The sequence below is a fragment of the Pseudomonas sp. MWU349 genome (assembly GCF_017947325.1).
GTDB lineage: Bacteria > Pseudomonadota > Gammaproteobacteria > Pseudomonadales > Pseudomonadaceae > Aquipseudomonas > Aquipseudomonas protegens.
Window position 1 is genome coordinate 22,296 of sequence record NZ_JAFEVP010000004.1, and the last position, 21,225, is coordinate 43,520.

The 21,225-nt window shown below is 62.7% G+C and carries 18 protein-coding genes; 5 read left to right on the top strand and 13 right to left on the bottom strand.

Annotated elements, in window-relative coordinates; translation table 11 throughout:
* Position 1 precedes the first annotated feature (1 nt).
* Entirely contained in the window at positions 2 to 940 is a 939-nt protein-coding gene (locus tag KCG88_RS16380; RefSeq protein WP_011058485.1) for an MlaD family protein, read from the top strand.
* Complete coding sequence (locus KCG88_RS16385; RefSeq protein ID WP_047290228.1) at positions 937 to 1,566, top strand: ABC-type transport auxiliary lipoprotein family protein; 630 nt, start codon at positions 937 to 939, stop codon at positions 1,564 to 1,566. Before KCG88_RS16380 ends, KCG88_RS16385 begins: the two co-directional genes overlap by 4 nt.
* Positions 1,567 to 1,638: 72 nt before the next feature.
* Here KCG88_RS16385 and KCG88_RS16390 read toward each other — a convergent pair whose 3' ends face one another.
* The 5 genes from KCG88_RS16390 to KCG88_RS16410 form a co-directional block, all read right to left on the bottom strand.
* Positions 1,639 to 2,868 carry a spore maturation protein gene (locus tag KCG88_RS16390; protein WP_210712736.1) on the bottom strand — a complete coding sequence of 410 codons (1,230 nt, stop codon included), beginning with the start codon at positions 2,866 to 2,868 and terminating at the stop codon, positions 1,639 to 1,641.
* Between the two features lie 176 nt (positions 2,869 to 3,044).
* A complete protein-coding gene (gltP, locus tag KCG88_RS16395; protein ID WP_011058482.1) occupies positions 3,045 to 4,376 on the bottom strand; it encodes a glutamate/aspartate:proton symporter GltP in 1,332 nt (443 codons plus the stop codon).
* 745 nt (positions 4,377 to 5,121) lie between these two features.
* Positions 5,122 to 5,589: an inhibitor of vertebrate lysozyme family protein gene (locus KCG88_RS16400; RefSeq protein ID WP_047290226.1), complete on the bottom strand. Its 468-nt coding sequence runs from the start codon at positions 5,587 to 5,589 to the stop codon at positions 5,122 to 5,124.
* Between the two features lie 2 nt (positions 5,590 to 5,591).
* On the bottom strand, positions 5,592 to 5,756 hold the full coding sequence (locus KCG88_RS16405) for a DUF1328 domain-containing protein (protein ID WP_003170804.1): 165 nt from the start codon (positions 5,754 to 5,756) through the stop codon (positions 5,592 to 5,594).
* Positions 5,757 to 5,837: 81 nt separating this feature from the next.
* Entirely contained in the window at positions 5,838 to 6,122 is a 285-nt protein-coding gene (locus KCG88_RS16410) for a hypothetical protein (protein ID WP_047290225.1), read from the bottom strand.
* 441 nt (positions 6,123 to 6,563) lie between these two features.
* Between KCG88_RS16410 and algB the strand changes: the two genes are divergently transcribed.
* Both algB and KCG88_RS16420 read left to right on the top strand, forming a co-directional pair.
* Positions 6,564 to 7,910 carry a sigma-54-dependent response regulator transcription factor AlgB gene (gene algB / locus KCG88_RS16415; protein ID WP_047290224.1) on the top strand — a complete coding sequence of 449 codons (1,347 nt, stop codon included), beginning with the start codon at positions 6,564 to 6,566 and terminating at the stop codon, positions 7,908 to 7,910.
* Between the two features lie 10 nt (positions 7,911 to 7,920).
* Positions 7,921 to 9,705 (top strand): KinB sensor domain-containing domain, encoded by a 1,785-nt coding sequence (locus tag KCG88_RS16420; RefSeq protein ID WP_047290223.1) that lies wholly within the window; start codon positions 7,921 to 7,923, stop codon positions 9,703 to 9,705.
* Between the two features lie 4 nt (positions 9,706 to 9,709).
* On the opposite strand, the gene KCG88_RS16425 is transcribed toward KCG88_RS16420, so the two are convergent.
* From KCG88_RS16425 to KCG88_RS16455, 7 genes are all read right to left on the bottom strand, one after another.
* Positions 9,710 to 11,332 (bottom strand): EAL domain-containing protein, encoded by a 1,623-nt coding sequence (locus KCG88_RS16425; protein ID WP_047290222.1) that lies wholly within the window; start codon positions 11,330 to 11,332, stop codon positions 9,710 to 9,712.
* Positions 11,333 to 11,405: 73 nt separating this feature from the next.
* Positions 11,406 to 12,185 (bottom strand): N-acetylmuramoyl-L-alanine amidase, encoded by a 780-nt coding sequence (locus KCG88_RS16430; RefSeq protein WP_047290221.1) that lies wholly within the window; start codon positions 12,183 to 12,185, stop codon positions 11,406 to 11,408.
* 101 nt (positions 12,186 to 12,286) lie between these two features.
* Positions 12,287 to 14,485 (bottom strand): diguanylate cyclase, encoded by a 2,199-nt coding sequence (locus KCG88_RS16435; protein ID WP_210712737.1) that lies wholly within the window; start codon positions 14,483 to 14,485, stop codon positions 12,287 to 12,289.
* Positions 14,482 to 15,360, bottom strand: a complete 879-nt coding sequence (locus KCG88_RS16440; protein WP_011058474.1) for an endonuclease/exonuclease/phosphatase family protein — start codon at positions 15,358 to 15,360, stop codon at positions 14,482 to 14,484. Before KCG88_RS16440 ends, KCG88_RS16435 begins: the two co-directional genes overlap by 4 nt.
* A gap of 12 nt (positions 15,361 to 15,372) precedes the next feature.
* A complete protein-coding gene (locus KCG88_RS16445; RefSeq protein ID WP_047290219.1) occupies positions 15,373 to 16,002 on the bottom strand; it encodes a thiol:disulfide interchange protein DsbA/DsbL in 630 nt (209 codons plus the stop codon).
* Positions 16,003 to 16,199: 197 nt separating this feature from the next.
* On the bottom strand, positions 16,200 to 16,805 hold the full coding sequence (locus KCG88_RS16450) for a c-type cytochrome (protein WP_011058472.1): 606 nt from the start codon (positions 16,803 to 16,805) through the stop codon (positions 16,200 to 16,202).
* Between the two features lie 45 nt (positions 16,806 to 16,850).
* The gene (locus KCG88_RS16455; protein ID WP_015633654.1) at positions 16,851 to 17,141 is read right to left on the bottom strand and encodes a c-type cytochrome; all 291 of its coding nucleotides are present in this window, start codon (positions 17,139 to 17,141) and stop codon (positions 16,851 to 16,853) included.
* A gap of 191 nt (positions 17,142 to 17,332) precedes the next feature.
* Here KCG88_RS16455 and yihA point away from each other — a divergent pair, with 191 nt between their 5' ends.
* Positions 17,333 to 17,974: a ribosome biogenesis GTP-binding protein YihA/YsxC gene (gene yihA / locus KCG88_RS16460; RefSeq protein WP_011058471.1), complete on the top strand. Its 642-nt coding sequence runs from the start codon at positions 17,333 to 17,335 to the stop codon at positions 17,972 to 17,974.
* A gap of 415 nt (positions 17,975 to 18,389) precedes the next feature.
* On the opposite strand, the gene polA is transcribed toward yihA, so the two are convergent.
* Positions 18,390 to 21,182 (bottom strand): DNA polymerase I, encoded by a 2,793-nt coding sequence (gene polA / locus KCG88_RS16465; RefSeq protein WP_047290217.1) that lies wholly within the window; start codon positions 21,180 to 21,182, stop codon positions 18,390 to 18,392.
* Positions 21,183 to 21,225: the final 43 nt, after the last annotated feature.

The following is a 21,225-nucleotide window of genomic DNA, read 5'->3' on the forward strand; positions in this document are numbered from 1 at the left end:
CATGGAAACCCGAGCCCATCATGTACTGATCGGCCTGTTCACCGTGATCGTGGTGGCCGGCGCCTTGCTGTTCGGCCTGTGGCTGGCCAAGTCCAGCGTCGACAGCGCCTTCCAGGACTACCAGATCGTCTTCAACGAGGCGGTCAGTGGCCTGTCCAAGGGCAGCTCGGTGCAATACAGCGGGATCAAGGTCGGTGATGTGGTCAACCTGCGCCTGGACCCCAAGGACCCGCGCCGGGTGCTGGCACAGATCCGCCTGGGCAGCGAAACGCCGATCAAGGAAGACACCCAGGCCAAGCTGGCCCTGACCGGCATCACCGGCACCTCGATCATCCAGCTCAGCGGTGGCACGCCGCAAAGCCCGACCCTCAAGGGCAAGGACGGCGAACTGCCCACCATCATCGCCTCGCCGTCGCCCATCGCCCGCCTGCTGAACAACAGCAACGACCTGATGACCGGGGTCAACCTGCTGCTGCACAACGCCAACCGCATGTTCTCCCCGGACAACGTGGCCCGGGTCAGCAGCACCCTGGACAACCTGCAGAAGACCTCCGCCAGCATCGCCGAGCAGCGCGACGACCTGCGCCAGCTGATGCAGCAACTGGGCTCCATCAGCAAGCAGACCGGCGCCATGCTGGAACAGACCACCGCGCTGATGCGCAATGCCAACGGCCTGCTCAACGACCAGGGCAAGCAGATGTTCGGCAGCGCCGAGCACGCCATGCGCTCCCTGGAGCAAAGCAGCGCCACCCTGAACAAACTGCTGAGCGACAACCAGGACTCGCTGAACAACGGCATGCAGGGCCTTAACGGCCTGGCGCCAGCGGTCCGTGAGCTGCGCGAGACCCTGAGCTCGCTGCGGGCCATCACCCGGCGCCTGGAAGCCAACCCCGGCGGTTACTTGCTGGGTAACGAGAAGAACAAGGAGTTCACGCCATGAAGCGTGCCTATCGCCTGTTTGCCCCCCTGGGCCTGAGTACCGCCCTGGCCCTGACCGGGGCCTGCTCGATACTGCCCAAGGGCGAGCCGCTGGACATCTATCGGCTGCCGGTAAGCCAGGCCGGCGCCACGGCGCCGAACCCGGCCCTGCCGTGGTCCTTGCAGTTGCTCAAGCCCCAGGCCGGGGATGCGCTGAACAGCGCACGGATCGCGGTGATTCCCCAAGGCAACCTGATCAGCAGCTACAAGGCCTCGCGCTGGAGCGACCCAGCACCGATCCTGCTGCGCAACCGCCTGCTGGACGGCTTCCAGCGCGATGGCCGGGTCCAGCTGTTGAGCACCGATGACAGCAACCTGCAGACCGACCTGGCCCTGGGCGGCGACCTGCAGGCCTTCCAGACCGAATACCAGGGCAACGCCGCCCAGGTGGTGATCCGCCTGGATGCGCGGCTGATTCGTGGCTATGACCAGAAGATCCTCGCCAGCCGGCGCTTCGAAGTGCGCCAAGCGCTGGCTGAAACCGGGGTGCCGGCGGTGGTCACAGGGTTTGGCCAGGCCGGCGACGCGCTGACCCGGCAAGTGGTGGATTGGGCAGTGGGGCAGGGCAATCGGGCGCTGAAACATTGAGAGCCCTTTCGGCGGCAAGCCGGCTCCTATGGAGGGTGTAGGAACCGGCTTGCCGGCGAAGGCTCGCTCAACTCATCCAAAGAACCAGTAGCAAACCGAAATCGCCGCCACCACGCCGGCGAATTCCGCCAGCAAGGCACAGCCCACGGCGTGCCGCACCCGCTGGATGCCTACCGCGCCGAAGTACACCGCCAGCACATAGAAGGTGGTTTCGGTACTGCCCTGGATGGTGGCCGCCACCAGGGCCGGGAAGCTGTCCACACCCTGGGTCTGCATGGTCTCGATGAGCATGGCCCGCGCCGCACTGCCCGAGAACGGCTTGACCAGGGCGGTGGGCAGGGCGTCGACGAAACGTGTGTCCCAACCGGCCCACTCCACCAGATGACGAATGCCGTCGAGGCCGAAATCCAGGGCCCCGGACGCCCTCAGCACACCGATGGCGCAGAGCATCGCTACCAGGTATGGCAATAGGCTCTTGGCGACGTCGAAGCCCTCTTTAGCGCCCTCTACAAAGGCCTCGTAGACCTTGACCTTGCGCAGCGCGCCGACCACCAGGAATAGCATGATCAGCCCGAACAGCGTGAGGTTGCCGAGGATCGATGACAGGGACGCCAGGGCCGTGGCCGACAGGGTGGCCAGCAAGGCCATGAAGGCGCCCAAGGCCAAGGCCCCGGGAACCAGGTAGGCCAGTACCACCGGGTCCCACAGGCGCAGGCGCTGCATCACTGCGACCGACAGCAGGCCCACCAGGGTCGAGGCGCTGGTGGCCAGGAGAATCGGCAGGAACACCAGGGTCGGGTCCGCCGCGCCTTGCTGGGCGCGGTACATGAAGATGGTCACCGGCAGCAGGGTCAGGGACGAGGCGTTGAGCACCAGGAACAGGATCTGCGCGTTGCTGGCAGTGGTGGCGCTGGGATTGAGTTCCTGCAGGGCCCGCATGGCCTTGAGGCCGATGGGCGTGGCGGCGTTGTCCAGACCCAGGCCGTTGGCGGCGAAGTTCAGGGTGATCAGGCCCAGAGCCGGGTGCCCCGGCGGCACTTCCGGCATCAGGCGCTTGAACAGCGACCCCAGGACCTTGGCCAGCCACTCGACGATTCCTGCCTTCTCGGCGATGCGCAGAAAACCCAGCCACAGGGTCAGGGTGCCGAACAGCAGGACCATGACCTCCACCGACAGCTTGGCCATGGCGAAGATGCTTTCCACCATGGCGGCGAAGATCCCGGCGTTGCCACCCACCAGCCACTGCGCCAGGGCCGACACGGTTGCCACGATAAAGAAGCCAAGCCACAGGCCATTGAGCATCGGTCATACCCCTCGAAAGATGCGGCGAATGATAGCGGGGCGGGCAGAAACGACAAACCCCGGATCAACCGGGGTCTGTCATCTGTAGGGGCTGGATTGCCGTCGAAGACAGTCTTCAGGCAGGTGAAGGGCTTGGGGCCTCTTCGCTGGCGAGCCAGCGCCTACACGCTAGGCGCTTAGCCTTTGGACGCTTCGCCTGCTGGCAGTTTTTCCTTGCTGCGCCAGTGCGGCAGGGAGTTCCAGTAGCGCTGGCCCTTGGCGTCGTCGTACATGCCTTCCCAGCGGGAGATGACCAGCACCGCCAGGGCGTTGCCAATCACGTTCAAGGCGGTACGCGCCATGTCCATCACACGGTCGACACCGGCGATGAAGGCCAGGCCTTCCAGAGGAATGCCGACGCTGCCCAGGGTGGCCAGCAGGACCACGAAGGACACGCCCGGAACCCCGGCGATGCCTTTGGAGGTGACCATCAGGGTCAGCACCAGCAGCAGTTGCTGGCTGATGGACAGGTCGATGCCGTACAGCTGGGCGATGAAGATCGCCGCGATGCTCTGGTACAGGGTCGAACCGTCGAGGTTGAACGAGTAGCCGGTCGGCACCACGAAGCTGCAGATGGCTTTCGGTGCGCCGTAGGCTTCCATCTTCTCGATGACCCGCGGCAGCACGGTTTCCGAACTGGCGGTGGAGTAGGCCAGGACCAGCTCATCCTTGAAGATGCGCATCAGCTTGATCACCGAGAAGCCGAACAGGCGGGCAATCAGGCCGAGGATCACGAAGGCGAAGAAAGCGATGGCCACGTACACCAGGATCACCAGCTTGGCCAGCGGCAGCAGGGAGGCGAAACCGAAGTTGGCGACAGTCACCGCGATCAGCGCAAATACGCCGATAGGGGCGTAGTTCATGATCATGTGGGTGACTTTGAACATGCTTTCCGAAACGCCCTGGAACATCTTCACCAGCGGTTCGCGCAAGTCGGACTGCAGGCTCGACAGGCCCAGGCCGAACAGCACCGAGAAGAAGATGATCGGCAGCATCTCGCCGCGGGCCATGGCCGCGAAGATGTTCGATGGAATCAGGTTGAGGATGGTCTCGATGAACGCGTGTTCATGCTGCACCTCGGCCGCGGTGGCCTGGTACTTGGAGATGTCCACGGTGCCCAGGGTGCTCATGTCGATGCCTGCGCCCGGATGGAACAGGTTGGCCAGCAGCAGGCCGACGACGATGGCGATGGTGGTCACGATTTCGAAGTAGATGATGGTCTTGAGGCCGATGCGCCCCAGCTTTTTCGCGTCACCGACACCGGCGATGCCGACGATCAGCGAGGAAATGACGATCGGGATCACGATCATCTTGATCAAGCGGATAAAGATATCGCCCGCAGGCTGCAGGACGTTGCTGATCCACCAGGCCTTTTCAGCACTGAAATGATTGAGCAGCGCGCCAATCGCAATCCCCAGGACCAGACCAATGAGGATCTGCCAGGCGAGGCTTAATTTTGCCTTCTTCATATCATTACCCTTACTTCAGTTGGACTCGGGCTGATGCGCGAACTGGAACGCTCAATGGCGGAAAAGTTTGTGCATCGGCCCCCGTATAAGGTCATCCCGAACGAGCATTTACGGCTCTCTGCGGGCGAAAAAAGGCGCAACTATTCCGATGCTAGGGAGGCGCGTCTAATGCCGTAAACGCCTACCCTATGCCGAATCGGCATGAGTTTTTCCAAACAAAACGAGCGTCCCAACCGGTTCGAATACGACATTTCGGCAGGCAAAAATGCCGTGAAACGGCCATTTCAGGCGGCGTGCAGGCTTGTCGGAGGGGTCAGGAAAAAGGCTAAAAAAGTTTAGGATTGCTCTGATTCGGGCGCCTGGAAACGCTGCGCAATGTGCACAAAGTTTCTCGATATACGGTCGCAGAGAAACACCACGAAACGTTTGATCGGAGTCAAAGGAAGATTTTTTCCCGCGCGAGCACGGTAATTGTCAGACGGGCGGCTCTAGCACAGGACTTTGCCATTCAAGCACGCCGCAAGCTCATCAGGTCGGTGGCCGACCTGGGAGCTTGCGCCGCCGCTCTTTCCTGACCCGGCCCTTGCGGAGGCACTCCCTGTACCCCTAGGTCACTCCGATCGCCAGTGGATCAGAACATCCCGGCCCCTTGGTCATGCACTCGCCCTCCTCGGGTGGTGCAACAGCCGAAAGCGCCAGGGCGGCCCTTTCGTCTATCTGTTATGCAATATCGGCAATTTGTACTTCAGTACCAGTTCGGGTCCTTGCGCAACTGCTCCTGGAGCAGCGCCTGCATGCCGTCATCGGGCTTGCCGAGGAACCGATAATTGGCGTGGCGGGTCGGTGACTTGTCTGCGGGCAACCCCGCTGGCACGTCCACCAGCATCGCGTAGGCATGCTTCTTGTCGAAACTGAAGGCCACGATCAAGCGCTGGTTCTGGCAACTCTGGGCGGTTTCACACAGAGGGCCCACCAGGTATTGGTCGCCGTCTTCGGTCATGGCATTCATCTGTTGCGGCGCATCACCCGAGAGGTTCATCACCCACTCGGGCAAGCGCTCCTCCTTGTGCACGACCCTCTGCCAGGTTTCACGAAACTGCGGGTCCGACCCCAGCAACTGATTGGCGCGTGCCTGGCCATCATTGGCTGCCGACGCCAGGGCGCTGGCGCCCAGCAGCAGCGTGGCAGTCAATGTCTTCAACGAGAGCCTCATGGTCAGCCCCGGCCTCGACGGCCAAAGAAGAACGAAGCGATGAACATCACCAGGAACACCACAAAGAGAATCTTGGCGATACCCGTGGCGGTGCCCGCGATACCACCGAAGCCCAGGACCGCAGCGACAATGGCAATGATCAGGAATGTGATTGCCCAGCTCAGCATGATGATTCTCCTTACTCTTCTATTAGTGGTGCTGCCTATGGAGCCAGCCCGGCGCCGCCGATTGCGGGCCAGGCCTTGGTGCTAGAACACCCAGCGTTCCTGACGTGGCGCGTCCACGACCGGCTGTGCCTGGTCGACGGCCATCAGTTGCATGGGGGCCTGCTCGTTGAGCTGGCTGCTCACCGAACTGAAATGGGTCTGGGTGAAGTGATGAACCGGCACGCGCGGCTCGGGTGCCTGGCTGTCCTGCCAGCGCTGGAACTGTTGCCCCGCGATCAGGGTGACCAGCAACGCCAAAACGGCGAAAAGACCTTGCTGGAGATGCAGTGGCGCGATACGCAATTGGGCAAGACGTTGGCGATTCATCCTGAAACTCCTCCCACACTGGTGGTGATGTTGTTATGGAAGCCACGGCCGGCGCTTCTCGATGAGAGGGATATTGCAGGCTGCATGCCAGCTTTTTAGATGATATTAAATCCAATAAAATCAATGGCTTATAACAATTCAGCGAAGACCTTCCACACGCATACTGCACGATACCCCCATGCCGGCCGTGCGAAATGCACGATGCCCCGGGAAAACAGTGAGCGTTTTTTGATCACAGGGGGAACTTTGGTGAATGGCCAATAGCCTGATACAGACCCACCCAGCGGCTACTCTGGGTAAAACATGCGTAATTTCAGCCTGTTAGCCGTTTCAGCCGGAGATATCTAACCTACCGGCGCTGGAATGGATCAGAATCAACCTTGCAACTTGCCCGATTTTTCCGGGACTAAATAAAGATCATTCATTAAGGAGCCTCGGGAAATGGAGTCAGCGCCGGAGAATCAAGGCCGCATCCTTCTGGTGGATGACGAATCCGCAATCCTTCGCACCTTCCGCTACTGCCTGGAAGACGAGGGCTACACCGTGGCCACCGCCAACAGCGCGGCGCAGGCCGATGCTCTGCTGCAACGCCAGGTATTCGACCTGTGCTTCCTCGACCTGCGCCTGGGCGAAGACAACGGCCTCGACGTACTGGCACAAATGCGTACCCAGGCACCCTGGATGCGGGTGGTGATCGTCACCGCTCACTCCGCCGTGGACACCGCAGTAGATGCGATCCAGGCCGGCGCCGCGGACTATCTGGTCAAGCCCTGCAGCCCCGATCAGTTGCGCCTGGCCACCGCCAAGCAACTGGAAGTGCGCCAGCTCTCGGCGCGCCTGGAAGCCCTCGAAGGTGAGGTGCGCAAACCCAAGGACGGGCTGGACTCCCACAGCCCGGCGATGAAGGTGGTGCTGGAAACCGCGCGTCAGGTGGCCAGCACCGACGCCAACATCCTGATCCTCGGCGAGTCCGGCACCGGCAAGGGTGAGCTGGCCCGGGCCATTCACGGCTGGAGCAAACGCGCCAAAAAATCCTGCGTGACCATCAACTGCCCCTCGTTGACGGCCGAACTGATGGAGAGCGAACTCTTCGGCCACAGCCGCGGCGCCTTTACCGGGGCCAGCGAGAGCACCCTGGGCCGGGTCAACCAGGCCGATGGCGGCACCCTGTTCCTCGACGAGATCGGCGACTTCCCCTTGACCCTGCAACCCAAGCTGCTGCGTTTTATCCAGGACAAGGAATACGAGCGCGTCGGCGACCCGGTAACCCGCCGCGCCGATGTGCGCATCCTCGCCGCCACCAACCTGAACCTTGAGGACATGGTGCGCGACGGACGTTTCCGCGAAGACTTGCTGTACCGGCTGAACGTCATCACCCTGCACCTGCCGCCCCTTCGCGAGCGCAGCGAAGATATCCTGACCCTGGCCGACCGCTTCCTCGCCCGCTTCGTCAAAGAGTATTCGCGCCCGGCCCGGGGGTTCAGCGACGAAGCCCGGGAAGCGCTGCTCAACTACCGCTGGCCGGGCAACATCCGCGAACTGCGTAACGTGGTGGAGCGCGCGAGCATCATCTGCCCGCAGGAACGGGTGGAAATCAGCCACTTGGGCATGGCCGAACAACCCACCAACAATGCCCCGCGGATCGGCGCCGCCTTGAGCCTGGACGAGCTGGAAAAGGCCCACATCGGTGCGGTCCTGGCCACCAGCGACACCCTGGATCAAGCCGCCAAGACCCTGGGTATCGACGCGTCGACGCTGTACCGCAAACGCAAACAGTACAACCTGTGAGCAACACCCTATGAAGTTAGCGATGAAACTGCGTACCCGGCTGTTTCTGAGCATCTCCGCCCTGATCACCGTGGCCCTGCTGGGCCTGGTGCTCGGGCTGGTCAGCGTGATGCAGATGGCCAGCACCCAGGAATCGCTGATCCGCAACAACTTCATCACCCTGGACCTGGGCCTCAAGCTGCGCCAGACCCTGGGCGACCAGCTGATCATCATGCTCAGCAACAAGCCCGATCGTGAAGCCCTGGCAGCCTCCCGCGAGCATTACCTGGACTTGCTCGACCAAGGCATCGCCCATGATCAGCAAGGCCAGGTACAAAGTGGTTTCCAGCAGGCCCGCAGCGACTATCTGAGCTTCTACCAGGCCTTCGAGCGCAATAGCACCGAGGCCGGACTCAATGGCAACAACGAGCTGACCGAGCGCTTCAACGCCTTGCGCGGTGGGCTGATCAGCGAACACAAGCGCGCCCTGGACAACATCAGCCAGGTCGAGCACCAGGCCCGCAACCGCGCGTTGCTGGTGGCCGGCCTGTTGGGCCTGGTGGCCCTGGCAGTGCTGATCATCGGTTTCGTCACCGCCCATGCCATCGCCCGGCGCTTCGGCGGGCCGATCGAAGCCCTGGCCAAGGCCGCGGACAAGATCGGCCAAGGCAACTTCGACGTTACCCTGCCCATCTCGGCGGCGGCGGAAATGAACCTGCTGACCCGTCGCTTCGGCATCATGGCCGAGGCCTTGCGTCAGCATCAGGCCACCAACATAGATGAATTGCTGGCCGGCCAGCAGCGCTTGCAGGCGGTGCTCGACAGCATTGACGACGGCCTGCTGATGATTGACCGCCAGGGCCGCCTGGAACACCTCAACCCGGTGGCCCAGCGCCAGCTGGGCTGGGACCAGGAGCGCCTCGGCCAAGGCCTGGGCAGCGCCCTGCAACGCCCGGAACTGGATGAGCAGTTACAGTTGGTTTTACGCGGCGGCAACCTGGAACGGGCCCCGGATGACCTGGACATCGAGGTCGACGGCGAGTCGCGCCTGCTGACCTACAGCCTCACTCCGGTCAGCCACACCCAAGGGCATATTCTTGGCGCGGTGATGGTGCTCCACGATGTCACCGAGCAGCGGGCATTCGAGCGGGTTCGCAGTGAGTTCGTGTTGCGCGCTTCCCACGAACTGCGTACCCCGGTCACCGGCATGCACATGGCCTTCGGGCTGCTCCAGGAACGCCTGCGCTTTCCCGAGGAATCCCGGGAAGCCGACCTGCTGACTACGGTCAACGAGGAAATGCAGCGTCTGATGCAACTGATCAACGACCTGCTGAACTTCTCGCGCTACCAGAACGGCCTGCAGAAGCTCACCCTCGCTCCCTGCCTCCTGGAAGAACTGCTGGAACAGGCCCGCGACCGCTTCAGCGAGCAGGCGCAGCGGCAAGGCGTCGACCTGCTACTGGAGATCCAGGCGCCGCTGCCGCGCCTGCATGCCGATCGCGCACAACTGGAACGAGTGCTGGACAACCTGATCGACAACGCCTTGCGCCATACCGCCAGCGACGGCCAGATCCGCCTGCAGGCGCGGCGCCATGGCGAGCGGGTGATCGTCAGCGTCGAAGACAATGGCGAAGGTATCGCCTATGGCCAGCAGGCGCGGATCTTCGAGCCTTTCGTCCAGGTAGGGCGCAAGAAGGGCGGTGCCGGCCTCGGGCTGGCGCTGTGCAAGGAGATCGTCCAGCTGCATGGCGGGCGCATGGGCGTGTACTCAAGGCCCGGGCAGGGCACCCAGTTCTACCTGGCCCTGCCGCTCTAGGGCTTCATGCTTCATCATCCAGGCGCCTGGCCACCAGCCGTCGGCCACGGGTGATCAGCTCAGTGAACTGCAAGGCACTCAGGGCATGGGCGAACAGCCAGCCCTGGCCGAAGCTCACGCCCTCGCTGCTGAGCAGCAGCGCCTGGTCCTCGAACTCGATGCCCTCGGCAATCACCTTGAGTTTCAAGGCGTGGGCCATGCGAATGATGTGCGGCGCCACGCCGCTGCTGGCGGCGTCGTGCCCCAGGGCATCGATGAACGCCTTGTCGATCTTCAGGCAATCCACCGGCAGGCTCTGCAGGTAGGCCAGGCTGCAATAGCCGGTGCCGAAGTCATCGATCAGCACCTGATGCCCGACATCGCGCAGGGCCTGCAGGTTGTTGCGCGCCACCACCACATCGATCAGCCCGCGCTCGGTAACTTCGAAGGCGATCTGCCGGGCCGCCACCCGGTGCGTGGCCAGCAGCCGCGCCATGACCAGGCCGATCCGCGGAACCATCACGTCGCAGGCCGCCAGGTTGACTGAGATGTACAGCTGGGGATTGGCCCGTAGCACATGCCCCAGTTGCTCCAGCAGGCGCTGCAGGACGAAGTCGGTGATCTGGCGAATCTGCCCGGTATTCTCCGCCAGCGGGATGAACAGATCGGGGCTGGTCAGGGTGCCATCCGGGCGGCGCCAGCGCAGCAGGGCCTCGGCCCCCACGCAGAGCCGGCTACTGAGGTCGAAGATCGGCTGGTACAGCACCTGCAACTCGCCGCGGCGCAGGGCTCCTTGCAGCTCCGCCCCCAAGGACTGGCGCTGGCGGACCAGCTGATACACCAGCCCACCGATGAACAGTGCCAGCACCAGGCTGGCGGGCAGCAACCACCACCAACCGTCGAGCACTTCGCCCTGCAGGCTGGCGCGGGGGGTGATCAGCACCAGTTGGTACTCGGGGTTGCGAGTGGGCATGCGATAGATCAGCAGGTCCGGCGTGACCTGCAAGGGCCCGTCACGGCTCGCTCGCCAGGGCTGCGCGGGAGGCCAGGCGCGGGCCGGGCCGAGCACCGGTATCGCCCGGGCACCATGATCCACCACCACCATCAGGCTGCCACCGGCAGGCAGATCGACCACATCGGTCAGGTGCCCGCGGGAAGTGGCCACACGAAAGTTGCCGCGACCCAGCATCAGGGCAGCAAGGTTCTCGTTGGGCTGGGTCGAGGTGTTGAGCCAGTAGCTGTAGGTCGGCCCGCGGATATCCGGCGGCCTGGCCGCCGGCAGAAGGTTCTGCCGCGGCCAGTTGGAACAGGTGTGGGTGGCGTCCCTGTAGGCCGCTTCATAAATGAAGCGATAGCTGTAGCTGACCTGTTGCAGAGCTGCAATGAGATCGGCGTTGCACTCGCGCAGCGGCTGCGCCTCCAGCACGTCGAGACCTTCGCGCAGTTGCCCGAACAACTGCTCCAGCCGCTCCAGAAAACGCCGCCCCTGGGCATTCATCTGCTCGCTTTCCCGTTGCTGGACCTGATGCATGGCCAGCCCGGCGCTGCCCAGCAGCAGAATCACCGCACTCAGCACAGCCGCCAGCATCGCCAGCGTCCAGGGGCGATGGAACCAGGTACGCAAGGGTTCGCGAGCGGCCGGCATCATGGGAGATCCGAAGGATTACCAATGAGTTATAGCAACTGATTGGACGATCGGCCCCCACCGTCCGGCGGCGTCATTATTTTGTCTGGTTGAGCACCATCAGGATGGCCGCGCTTTCCGCATCCGGCGTGCCATCGAAACGCCCTGGCCGGTAGTGCATCTGGAACGCGGCCAGGACGTTACGGGTCGCCTTGTCCAGCTCGCCGGTCTGCGGCGTGGCGTAACCCAGCTGGGCCAGTTGCTGCTGGTACCAAGCGATGCTCGGCGGGCTCACGGCAAAGAACGCCTGCTGGCGTGCCACCGCCTGGGCATCGGGCCACAGGCCCAGACCGGCCTCGGCCAGGCGCTTCCAGGGAAACAGCGGGCCCGGATCCAGCTTGCGCATGGGGGCGATATCGCTGTGGCCAATGATGTGGCGCGGCGAGATGTTGTTGCGCTTGCTGATGTCCTTGAGCAGCACGATCAGGTTCTGGATCTGCGCTTCGCTATAGGGGTACCAGAGCCGCCCGTTGGGGCCATCGCGGAACCCCGGGTTGACGATCTCGATGCCGATGGAGCTGGAATTGAGCCAGGTCCGGCCCTGCCACTGGCTGTCACCGGCATGCCAGGCACGGTATTGCTCGTCCACCAGCTTGTAGATGGTGGCGGACTTGTCATCGCCGATCAGGTAGTGGCTGCTGACCTGGCCGTGGGTCAACAGGGCCAGGGAACGCTCCAGCGACGCCGAGGTGTAGTGGACGATGATGAACTGGGCGCGCTGATCGTAATTGACCGACGGGTGGCTGGTGTCGATGCGCGGGCCGCTGGCGCAGCCGGCGAGGACCAGCAGGGAGAAGGCAAGGGCAAGAAGTTTCATGGCAAAAGGCAGTACGCTGAAGACGATAATGCAACAGTGTAACGTACTGCCCTGGCGATCATGGGCAAAACAGCGCTTTCATTCAGCAAAGCCCTGGCTCCTCAACCAGCCTCCACCCGGTTGCGGCCGGCATCCTTGGCCCGGTACAACGCCTGATCGGCTCTTTTGATCACCAGATCGCTGCGATCACCAGCCTTGAACGCACTCAGCCCGACGGACACGGTGATGGTCACCGGCTCGCCCTTGAAATGGAACGGGCACGCCTCGATTGCTGCGCGCAGGGCTTCCACAATGCGCACGCCCACCGGCCAGGGGGTGTTGGGCAGCAGCAAAACAAACTCCTCGCCACCGAAACGTGCGATGAAATCGCTGCCCCGCAGGCGTTTGCGCAATACGTTGGCGATGATTTTCAACACCTTGTCACCGGCCAGGTGACCGTAGTTGTCGTTGATCCGCTTGAAATGATCGAGATCGAGCATGGCCAGCAGCAGGCTATTGCCATGTTGTTGCCATTGGCCGACTTCATGTTCCAGGCGTTCGCTCCAGGCAGCACGGTTGGGCAGGCCGGTGAGCGGATCGATCAGCGCCTTCTGCCGTTGCTCTTCCAGGTGCTCGCGGTAGCCCTGGGCTTCCTGCTCCATGCTCGAAACCCGCTCCGCCAGGCTTTGCAGGCGGGCGGCCACTTCCCGTTCACGCTCGTCGCGCTGCTTCTGGTGGTGGTCCATGGTGCCCAGCAGGCCTTCAAGGTGGCTTTCCAGCACTTGCTTGAGGTCATCCAGGTCGGCGGCCTCCTGCACGCTGCTTTGCAGGCCGTCGACCTGTTCACGGATCTGGTTGTCCATGGCCCGTGCCGCCGAACTGCTGTCGGCATGGCCGTCGCTGGCCGCCTGCAGGTTGCTCTGGAAGGCCTCCAGGCGCTCGTTGAGCTGCTTGAGATAGGTCTCGAACTCATGCTGGCCGGAGTCGGTGATGGCCAGCATCAACACCGCCAGATCGTCGAGGATCGGCAGCAATTCGTACCAGTTCAACCCATGCTGCAGACGATCACGCATGGCCTCGGCCTGTGGCCGGTGGCGCTCCGGCAGGCTCAGGTCGTCGAGCAGCCCCAGCAAGGTGTGCTCGATGTGCTTGGCCACCGAGCTGTAGGAGGGCTCGGGCGAATCCGGCAGAGCGTAGAGCACATCGTGCTCCGACTGCTCCGGATCAATGGCGGCCAGGGCCTCGGCCATGACTGTCGGCAGGGGCAGGCTGTCCAGCAGCACCGCCGGGGAAACCGTCGGCAGGGGCAGCAACTCGTCGGGATTGAGCGCGACGGGAGCGAGCGGGGCGTCGGTGACAGGCGCTGGCGGCGAATCGGGAACGGCGGCCTCCACGGGATCGACAGGCGCTTGTGGCTCCGCGACGGGCGAAATGGCTCCTTGAGGCTCGACCTCGATAGCGGGAACAGGCTCGGCGGGCGTCTCCTGCACCAGCACCGGAGGCACGAACGCCACCACCGGGGCCGGAGCGGGCGGGGCAGCAACCTCCGGCTCATCGCTGGCAACCGGCTGGGCAACCGGCTCCGGTTCGAGCGGCGCTTCGGGCTGTGCCGGGGCGGGCGTGGCAGGCGCCGAAACCGCCTCAGGCAAGGCCTGGGTCGGCGTCTGATAGTGCTCGCGCGCGCCATCCTCAGGTGCCGGGGCGTCATCGGCTTGTGGATGAGCCTCCGCCGAGGCTGCCGGCAGTTGCGGATGCGTCGCAACGGCTTCCTCCGACGGGGCCGGCGTCTCGCTCGCCTCGCGGCTGCCGAACAGGCGCTGCAACAGGCTGGGGCGACCGGGTTCGGCCGGAGTTTCCAGCTGGCTCAGGGCCTTGCCCTGCAAGTTGCTCAGCTCGCCGAGCAGCAAGGGAATTTCCCGAGCCTGGCCGACCCGGCCGTCCAATTGCTTGGCAAAGGCTTTCAGCGGACGGCTGACCTCCCGGGGCAGGGGCAGGGACTGCAACTGGCTGACCAGCGCCGTCAGCGCGCTGCTCATCTGCTCGACCCGGGTTTCGCGCCGCTGCTCGGAGTCCAGTACGGCTTTTTCCAGGCGCGGCAGCAGGGCTGCCAGCCCCGCGTCCATGTCGTCGGTGCGTACCACCTCGCGCATTTCCTTCATGCACTGGTCGACCGCGCGGTCGGTACCCTCCGCCGCCAGGGTGCTGCGCACCAGGCCACGACGCAGCAAGTCGAGACGGGCCGCCCATCGGCGTTCGAGCTTTTCCTGCTGTTCGATACTTTTAAGGTATTTCTCTTTCCAGCGATTGGCGTCGTCGCTCATTCATCGGTTCCGCGAGGGGCAGGACTCAACGCGGGCAATGCATCAGCCGTGAGCGAACCCGGCAGACGAATCTCTACCGCGACCGGCAGGTGATCGGATATGGGTTGGGCCAGGACCTCCACGCGCTCCAGGGTCAGGCTGGGGCTGAGCAGAATATGGTCCAGGCAACGTTGCGGACGCCAGCTGGGGAAGGTCGCCTGCAGTTGCGGCGCCAAGAGGCTGAGGTCCCTTAGAGGGGAATGCTCCAGCAGGTCGCTGGCGTGGGTGTTCATGTCCCCCATCAGCACCTGATGCTTGTAGCCCCCGATCAACTCGCGGATATACGCCAGTTGCCGGGTTCGGGTGCGGGCGCCAAGCGCCAGATGCATCATCACCACCACCAGTGCCTCGGGGCCCTCGCCAAAACGCACGAGGATCGCGCCGCGCCCCTTGGGTCCAGGCAGCGGGTGGTCTTCGATGGCCCAGGGGCGCAGGCGGCTGAGCACGCCATTGCTGTGCTGAGCCAGGCGTCCCAGGTTGCGATTGAGCTGTTGGTACCAGTAGGGGAAGGCGCCCAGTTGGGCCAGGTGTTCCACCTGATTGACGTAGCCGGAGCGCAGGCTGCCGCCGTCGGCCTCCTGCAGGGCCACCAGGTCGAAATCGCCAAGCAGGTTGCCGATTTTCTGCAGATTGTCGGCACGCCCATGATGGGGCAGCAGGTGCTGCCAACCACGAGTCAGGTAATGGCGATAACGTTCGGTGCTGATACCGACCTGGATATTGAAACTGAGCAAGCGCAGGCGACTGTCTGCCGGCAGGCCGGACGACGCCAAATGGTGCTCGTTGACCTGCGGATCATGCAGGCCAACGATGCGTTCCGAGCTCCAGCGCGGCATGGCGGCGGGCGCTTACTTGGCTGCTCGCTCTTTGGCGATCAACTGGTCGGCCACGCTCAGCGCACCTTCAGGACCACCGGCGGTGCCCAGGTCGAAACGATACTTGCCGTTGACCACCATGGTCGGTACGCCGGTGATCTGGTAGGCCTGGGCCTTTTTCTTGGCGTCTTCGACCTTGCCTTTGACGGCGAAGGAATTGTAGGTGCTCAGGAACTTGTCCTTGTCGACGCCTTCGCCAGCCAGGAACTCGGCCATCTCTTCAGGAGTGGCGAGTTTCTTGCCGCCATGGATGGCTTCGAATACGGCCTTGTGCACCTTGTGCTCGACACCCATGGCTTCAAGGGTGATGAACAGTTGGCCATGGACGTTCCAGATACCGCCGAACATGGCCGGGATACGGACGAAGTTGACGTCGGCCGGGAGTTTTTCAGCCCACGGATTGATGGTCGGTTCGAAAGCGTAGCAGTGCGGGCAGCCATACCAGAACAGCTCGACCACTTCGATCTTGCCTGGCACGGCAACCGGAACGGCGCTGCTCAACTCGACATATTGTTTACCGGCTTCAAGCGGTTCGGCCGCTTGAGCGGTCACGCCAAACAGGCTGGCGGTGACGAGTGCGGCGCTGAGAATCAGATTACGCATGCTTTACTCCTGGACAATTTTGGCGCCTCGCTCGACCTGAATTCGGCCAGGTCTTGGCGGGCTTGAGTTCGCTAGTGTAGCGGCAGACGCCATAAAAAAGGGCGGCCTGAGCCACCCTTTATGCTTGCACCGTCAGATTAATCGATCATTAACGTTGCCGTGGCTGAGCACCTCGGGCAACGCTGATCGAGCCAGCCTCAGTGCAGGCCCTGAATATAGCTGGACACCGCTTCGATGTCTTTGTTGCTCAGCTTGCCAGCGATGCTGCGCATCACCAGGGTATCGCCGTCGTTGGTACGGTTGCCTTCGCGGAAGTCGGTCAGCTGCTTGGCCACGTACTGTGCGTGCTGGCCACCCAGATGCGGGAAGCCGGCTGCTGCGTTACCCGCACCGTTTGGCGAGTGGCAACCGGTGCAGGCAGGCATGCCCTGGTCCAGTTTGCCGCCACGGAACAGTTCCTCACCACGGGCCACGACTTTAGGATCTGCTGCGCCGACGCTGCCTTTCTGGCTGGCGAAGTAGGCGGCGATGTCAGCCAGGTCCTGATCGCTCAGGTTGGTCAACAGGCCTGTCATCTCCAGCACCTGGCGCTTGCCGGACTTGATATCGTGCAACTGCTTGTTCAGGTACTTTTCCCCCTGACCCGCCAGCTTGGGAAAGTTTGGCGCCATGCTGTTCCCATCAGGGCCGTGGCAAGCACCACAGACTGCGGCTTTCGCCTGACCGGCAGCAGCGTCGCCTGCGGCATGGGCAACACCTGTGATGCCCAAGGTCAACAGCAGACTCACGAGTAATTTGTTCATCAGCTAATCCAACTACGGCTAAGGGTTAAGAGTTATGGACCGGGATCACTCGCTCATCCAATGGATGATGACTCGGTAATCCTCGGCACTGCAGTCCATGCACAAACCACGCGGCGGCATCGCCTTGAAACCCTGGGTCACGTGTTGCACCAGCGTCTCCATACCTTGCGCCAACCTCGGCGCCCAAGCTTCCTGGTCGCCCTTGCGGGGCGCCGTGGGTAGTTGGCCGGAATGACAAGCCCCACAAACACGGTTGTACACAGCTTCCGGATCCTGTGTAGCCTGAGCGCCGTAAAACGGCATCAAGACACCGGCAGCTAGCAGCCATTTCGTCATAAAACGACCTTTTCAGGGTTGAGAGCGTGCTGCGTTCTAATGCGCATTCAAGGTTTATCGCTCTCGTGAACTTCATCCTACGCTGGGACAAAGCGCACACAAAATCTGCGGCATTATATACTGGCGCTACTGAAACGGAAACGACACCGCTCGCCGCGTCCACTCTCGGCATCGCCCCAATCGGAAATCCCATGCAACTCAAGAACCCCATCCTCGGTCTGTGCCAACAGGCTACGTTCATGCTCAGCGCCGCCAAAGTCGACCAATGCCCTGACGATGAAGGCTTTGAAGTGGCCTTTGCCGGGCGTTCCAACGCCGGCAAATCCAGCGCCCTGAACACCCTGACCCACGCCAGCCTGGCACGCACCTCGAAAACCCCGGGGCGCACGCAGTTGTTGAACTTCTTCAAGCTAGACGACGATCGCCGTCTGGTCGACCTGCCGGGCTACGGTTACGCCAAAGTGCCCATCCCGCTCAAGCAGCACTGGCAGCGTCACCTGGAAGCCTACCTGGGCAGCCGCGAGAGCCTTAAGGGCCTGATCCTGATGATGGATATCCGTCATCCGATGACCGACTTCGACCTGCTGATGCTGGACTGGGCGGTCGCCAGCGGCATGCCGATGCACATCCTGCTGACCAAGGCCGACAAACTGACCTACGGCGCGGCCAAGAACACCCTGCTCAAGGTGCAGTCGCAGATCCGCAAGGGCTGGGGCGAAGCCGTCACCATCCAACTGTTCTCGGCCCCCAAGCGCATGGGCCTGGAAGAGGCCTATACCGTGCTGGCGGGCTGGATGGAACTGGCCGACAAAGGCGCCGAAGCCGAGGCCTGAGAGACGTAGGGAAAATTGCCTGGGGGATGATCAGGCAAGGCAAAAGCGCGGTGCGAAAGCGGAGTTTACTGGCTGTAAATGAGCATTTCGCGCCGGGCTTTTAACGCAGCATGATCATTTCCCGGGCGGTTTTCAGGCAAAAAAAACCCCGGACTTCGTATGGGGAGGGGGAAGTTCGGGGTTCAAGTTCTAGACCGCTAGGGCGGGGTCCAGATATCTGCCAACACTTAACACAACATAGGAGCATCGAAGGGCTTCACCAGCCATTCAGTAACTCTGAGTGGGCGTTCACCAATTTAGTTCCGGCCGGTTGCAAAAACTATTGGCAATAATCGATGAAATTTTCGGTGCTAATAGCCCTTCGCTAGTTTTTGCCGCGACACTATGCCGCGGCAAAAAAACCTGAAAAGTGCCTTTAGTGGGCCTCATCCCAGTTATTTCCCACCCCGACTTCCACCAATAGAGGCACATCCAGGGTCGCGGCACCGCTCATGTGCCCGCGAATGTCCTCACGAACCTGGTCCACCAGGTCCTCGCGCACTTCCAGCACCAGTTCGTCGTGCACCTGGAGAATCACCCGGGCATCCAGCCCCGAGGACTCCAACCAGTTGTCCACAGCCACCATGGCTTTCTTGATGATGTCTGCCGCGGTGCCCTGCATCGGCGCGTTGATCGCGGTGCGTTCGGCGCCAGCGCGTTCCTGTGGCTTGTTGGAGTTGATCTCCGGCAGGTACAGACGGCGACCGAAGATGGTCTCGACATACCCCTGGTCCGCGGCCTGGGCACGGGTGCGGTCCATGTACTCGCGAACCCCCGGGTAGCGCGCGAAGTAGGTGTCGATATAGGCCTTGGCCTGCTTGGTATCGACACCGATGTCCTTGCCCAGCTTCTGCGCGCCCATACCGTAGATCAGACCGAAGTTGATGGCCTTGGCGCTGCGGCGCTGATCGGAAGTGACGTCCTTGAGCTCTACCTTGAACACTTCGGCCGCCGTGGCGGTGTGCACGTCCAGGTTATTGCGGAAGGCATTGAGCAAACCTTCATCGCGGGACAGGTGCGCCATGATCCGCAATTCGATCTGCGAATAGTCCGCTGCCAGCAGCTTGTAGCCTGGCGGCGCGATGAAGGCCTGGCGAATGCGCCGGCCTTCAGCGGTACGTACCGGAATGTTCTGCAGGTTCGGATCGCTGGAGGACAGCCGACCGGTGGACGCTACCGCCTGATGATAGGAGGTATGGATGCGCCCGGTACGCGGGTTGATCTGCTCCGGCAGGCGGTCGGTATAGGTGCTTTTCAGCTTGCTCATGGAACGGTACTGCATCAGCACCCGCGGCAGCGGATAGTCGTCTTCCGCCAGCTTGGCCAGCACCTCTTCAGCCGTGGATGGCTGGCCCTTGGCGGTCTTTTTCAGCACCGGCAGGCCGAGCTTGTCGTAGAGGATGCTGCCCAGCTGCTTGGGCGAGCCCAGGTTGAACTCCTCGCCGGCGATCTCGAAGGCTTCGCGCTCCAGGGCGACCATCTTGTCCCCCAGTTCGATGCTCTGTACTCCCAGGAGCTTGTCGTCCACCAGTGCTCCCTGGCGCTCGATGCGCGCCAGGACCGGCACCAAGGGCATTTCGATATCGGTGAGCACGCTGGCCAGGCTCGGTATCGCGGACAGCTTGTCGAACAGGACCTGGTGCAGGCGCAGGGTCACATCGGCATCTTCCGCGGCGTAGGGGCCGGCCTGCTCAAGGGGAATCTGGTCGAAGGTCAACTGCTTGGCCCCCTTGCCGGCGATGTCCTGGAAACTCACCGTGCTGTGGTCCAGGTACTTCTGCGCCAGGCTGTCCATGTCATGGCGGGTGGCGGTGGAGTTGAGCACGTAGGATTCGAGCATGGTGTCGAAGGCCACGCCGCGCATGGTGATGCCATTGGCCTGGTCGCCGCCGATGGCGCAGTTGGCCAGGATGTTCATGTCGAACTTGGCGTGCTGGCCGACCTTGAGCAGCTTGGGATCTTCCAGCAAGGGCTTGAGGGCCAGCAGTACGCTGTCGCGATCCAGCTGTGCCGGCGCGCCCATGTAGGAGTGGGTCAGGGGAACATAGGCCGCTTCGCCGGCCTTGATCGAGAAGGACAGGCCCACCAGTTGCGCCTGCTGCGCATCGATCCCGGTGGTTTCGGTATCGAAGGCAATCAGCTTGGCGCCCTTGAGCTTCTCCAGCCAGGCATCGAAACGCTCCTGGTCGAGGATGGTTTCGTACTGCAGCTCCAGGGGAGCTTGCTCCACAGCCTGCGGCGGTGGCACGGCGGCGGGTGTCGCCTCAGCGCCGCTGAGCTCGACACGCTTGGCATCGCGCTGCAACTCGTCGAGCCAGCTCTTGAACTCCAGCAGGCTGTAGAGCTCCACCAACTTCTCGCGGTCCGGCTCGCCCAGGTGCAGGTCGTCGAGCCCGACATCCAGCGGCACGTCGACCTTGATGGTCGCCAACTGATAGGAGAGGAAGGCCATTTCCTTGTGTTCTTCGAGCTTGGCCGGCAAGGTCTTGGCCCCGCGGATCGGCAGGGTCGGTACGATATCGAGCTGTTCGTACAGCTCCTTCAACCCGCCATTGACCCCGACCAGCAGGCCGGAAGCGGTCTTCGGACCAATGCCCGGCACCCCGGGAATGTTGTCGGAAGAGTCGCCCATCAGCGCCAGGTAATCGATGATCTGCTCGGGAGCGACGCCGAATTTCTCCTTCACGCCTTCCACATCCATGCTGCTACCGGACATGGTGTTGACCAGGGTAATGTGCCCGTCCACCAGCTGTGCCATGTCCTTGTCGCCAGTGGAAATCACCACCGGGCGGTCCGCCGCCGCGCTGCTGCGGGCCAGGGTGCCGATCACGTCATCGGCCTCGACCCCTTCCACGCACAACAAGGGGAAACCCAGGGCGATCACACTGGCGTGCAACGGCTCGATCTGCACCCGCATGTCGTCGGGCATGCTCGGACGGTTGGCCTTGTATTCGGCGTACATGTCATCGCGGAAGGTCCCGCCCTTGGCATCGAAGACCACGGCGAACGGGCTGTCCGGGTATTGCTTGCGCAGGCTCTTGAGCATGTTCAACACGCCCTTGACCGCGCCGGTGGGCAGGCCTTTGGAGGTGGTCAGCGGTGGCAGCGCGTGGAACGCGCGGTACAGATATGAAGAACCGTCCACCAGGACGAGGGGGGCTTGGCTCATGAGCGGGATCAACCTTTTCGGCGGGTCCGGCGCTAGAATAGCG

Bases quoted from the DNA above. Each gene is read 5' to 3' on its own strand.
- KCG88_RS16380 (WP_011058485.1), top strand. From the start codon at position 2: ATGGAAACCCGAGCCCATCATGTACTGATCGGCCTGTTCACCGTGATC.
- KCG88_RS16385 (WP_047290228.1), top strand. From the start codon at position 937: ATGAAGCGTGCCTATCGCCTGTTTGCCCCCCTGGGCCTGAGTACCGCC.
- KCG88_RS16390 (WP_210712736.1), bottom strand. From the start codon at position 2,868: ATGCTCAATGGCCTGTGGCTTGGCTTCTTTATCGTGGCAACCGTGTCG.
- gltP (WP_011058482.1), bottom strand. From the start codon at position 4,376: ATGAAGAAGGCAAAATTAAGCCTCGCCTGGCAGATCCTCATTGGTCTG.
- KCG88_RS16400 (WP_047290226.1), bottom strand. From the start codon at position 5,589: ATGAGGCTCTCGTTGAAGACATTGACTGCCACGCTGCTGCTGGGCGCC.
- KCG88_RS16405 (WP_003170804.1), bottom strand. From the start codon at position 5,756: ATGCTGAGCTGGGCAATCACATTCCTGATCATTGCCATTGTCGCTGCG.
- KCG88_RS16410 (WP_047290225.1), bottom strand. From the start codon at position 6,122: ATGAATCGCCAACGTCTTGCCCAATTGCGTATCGCGCCACTGCATCTC.
- algB (WP_047290224.1), top strand. From the start codon at position 6,564: ATGGAGTCAGCGCCGGAGAATCAAGGCCGCATCCTTCTGGTGGATGAC.
- KCG88_RS16420 (WP_047290223.1), top strand. From the start codon at position 7,921: ATGAAGTTAGCGATGAAACTGCGTACCCGGCTGTTTCTGAGCATCTCC.
- KCG88_RS16425 (WP_047290222.1), bottom strand. From the start codon at position 11,332: ATGATGCCGGCCGCTCGCGAACCCTTGCGTACCTGGTTCCATCGCCCC.
- KCG88_RS16430 (WP_047290221.1), bottom strand. From the start codon at position 12,185: ATGAAACTTCTTGCCCTTGCCTTCTCCCTGCTGGTCCTCGCCGGCTGC.
- KCG88_RS16435 (WP_210712737.1), bottom strand. From the start codon at position 14,485: ATGAGCGACGACGCCAATCGCTGGAAAGAGAAATACCTTAAAAGTATC.
- KCG88_RS16440 (WP_011058474.1), bottom strand. From the start codon at position 15,360: ATGCCGCGCTGGAGCTCGGAACGCATCGTTGGCCTGCATGATCCGCAG.
- KCG88_RS16445 (WP_047290219.1), bottom strand. From the start codon at position 16,002: ATGCGTAATCTGATTCTCAGCGCCGCACTCGTCACCGCCAGCCTGTTT.
- KCG88_RS16450 (WP_011058472.1), bottom strand. From the start codon at position 16,805: ATGAACAAATTACTCGTGAGTCTGCTGTTGACCTTGGGCATCACAGGT.
- KCG88_RS16455 (WP_015633654.1), bottom strand. From the start codon at position 17,141: ATGACGAAATGGCTGCTAGCTGCCGGTGTCTTGATGCCGTTTTACGGC.
- yihA (WP_011058471.1), top strand. From the start codon at position 17,333: ATGCAACTCAAGAACCCCATCCTCGGTCTGTGCCAACAGGCTACGTTC.
- polA (WP_047290217.1), bottom strand. From the start codon at position 21,182: ATGAGCCAAGCCCCCCTCGTCCTGGTGGACGGTTCTTCATATCTGTAC.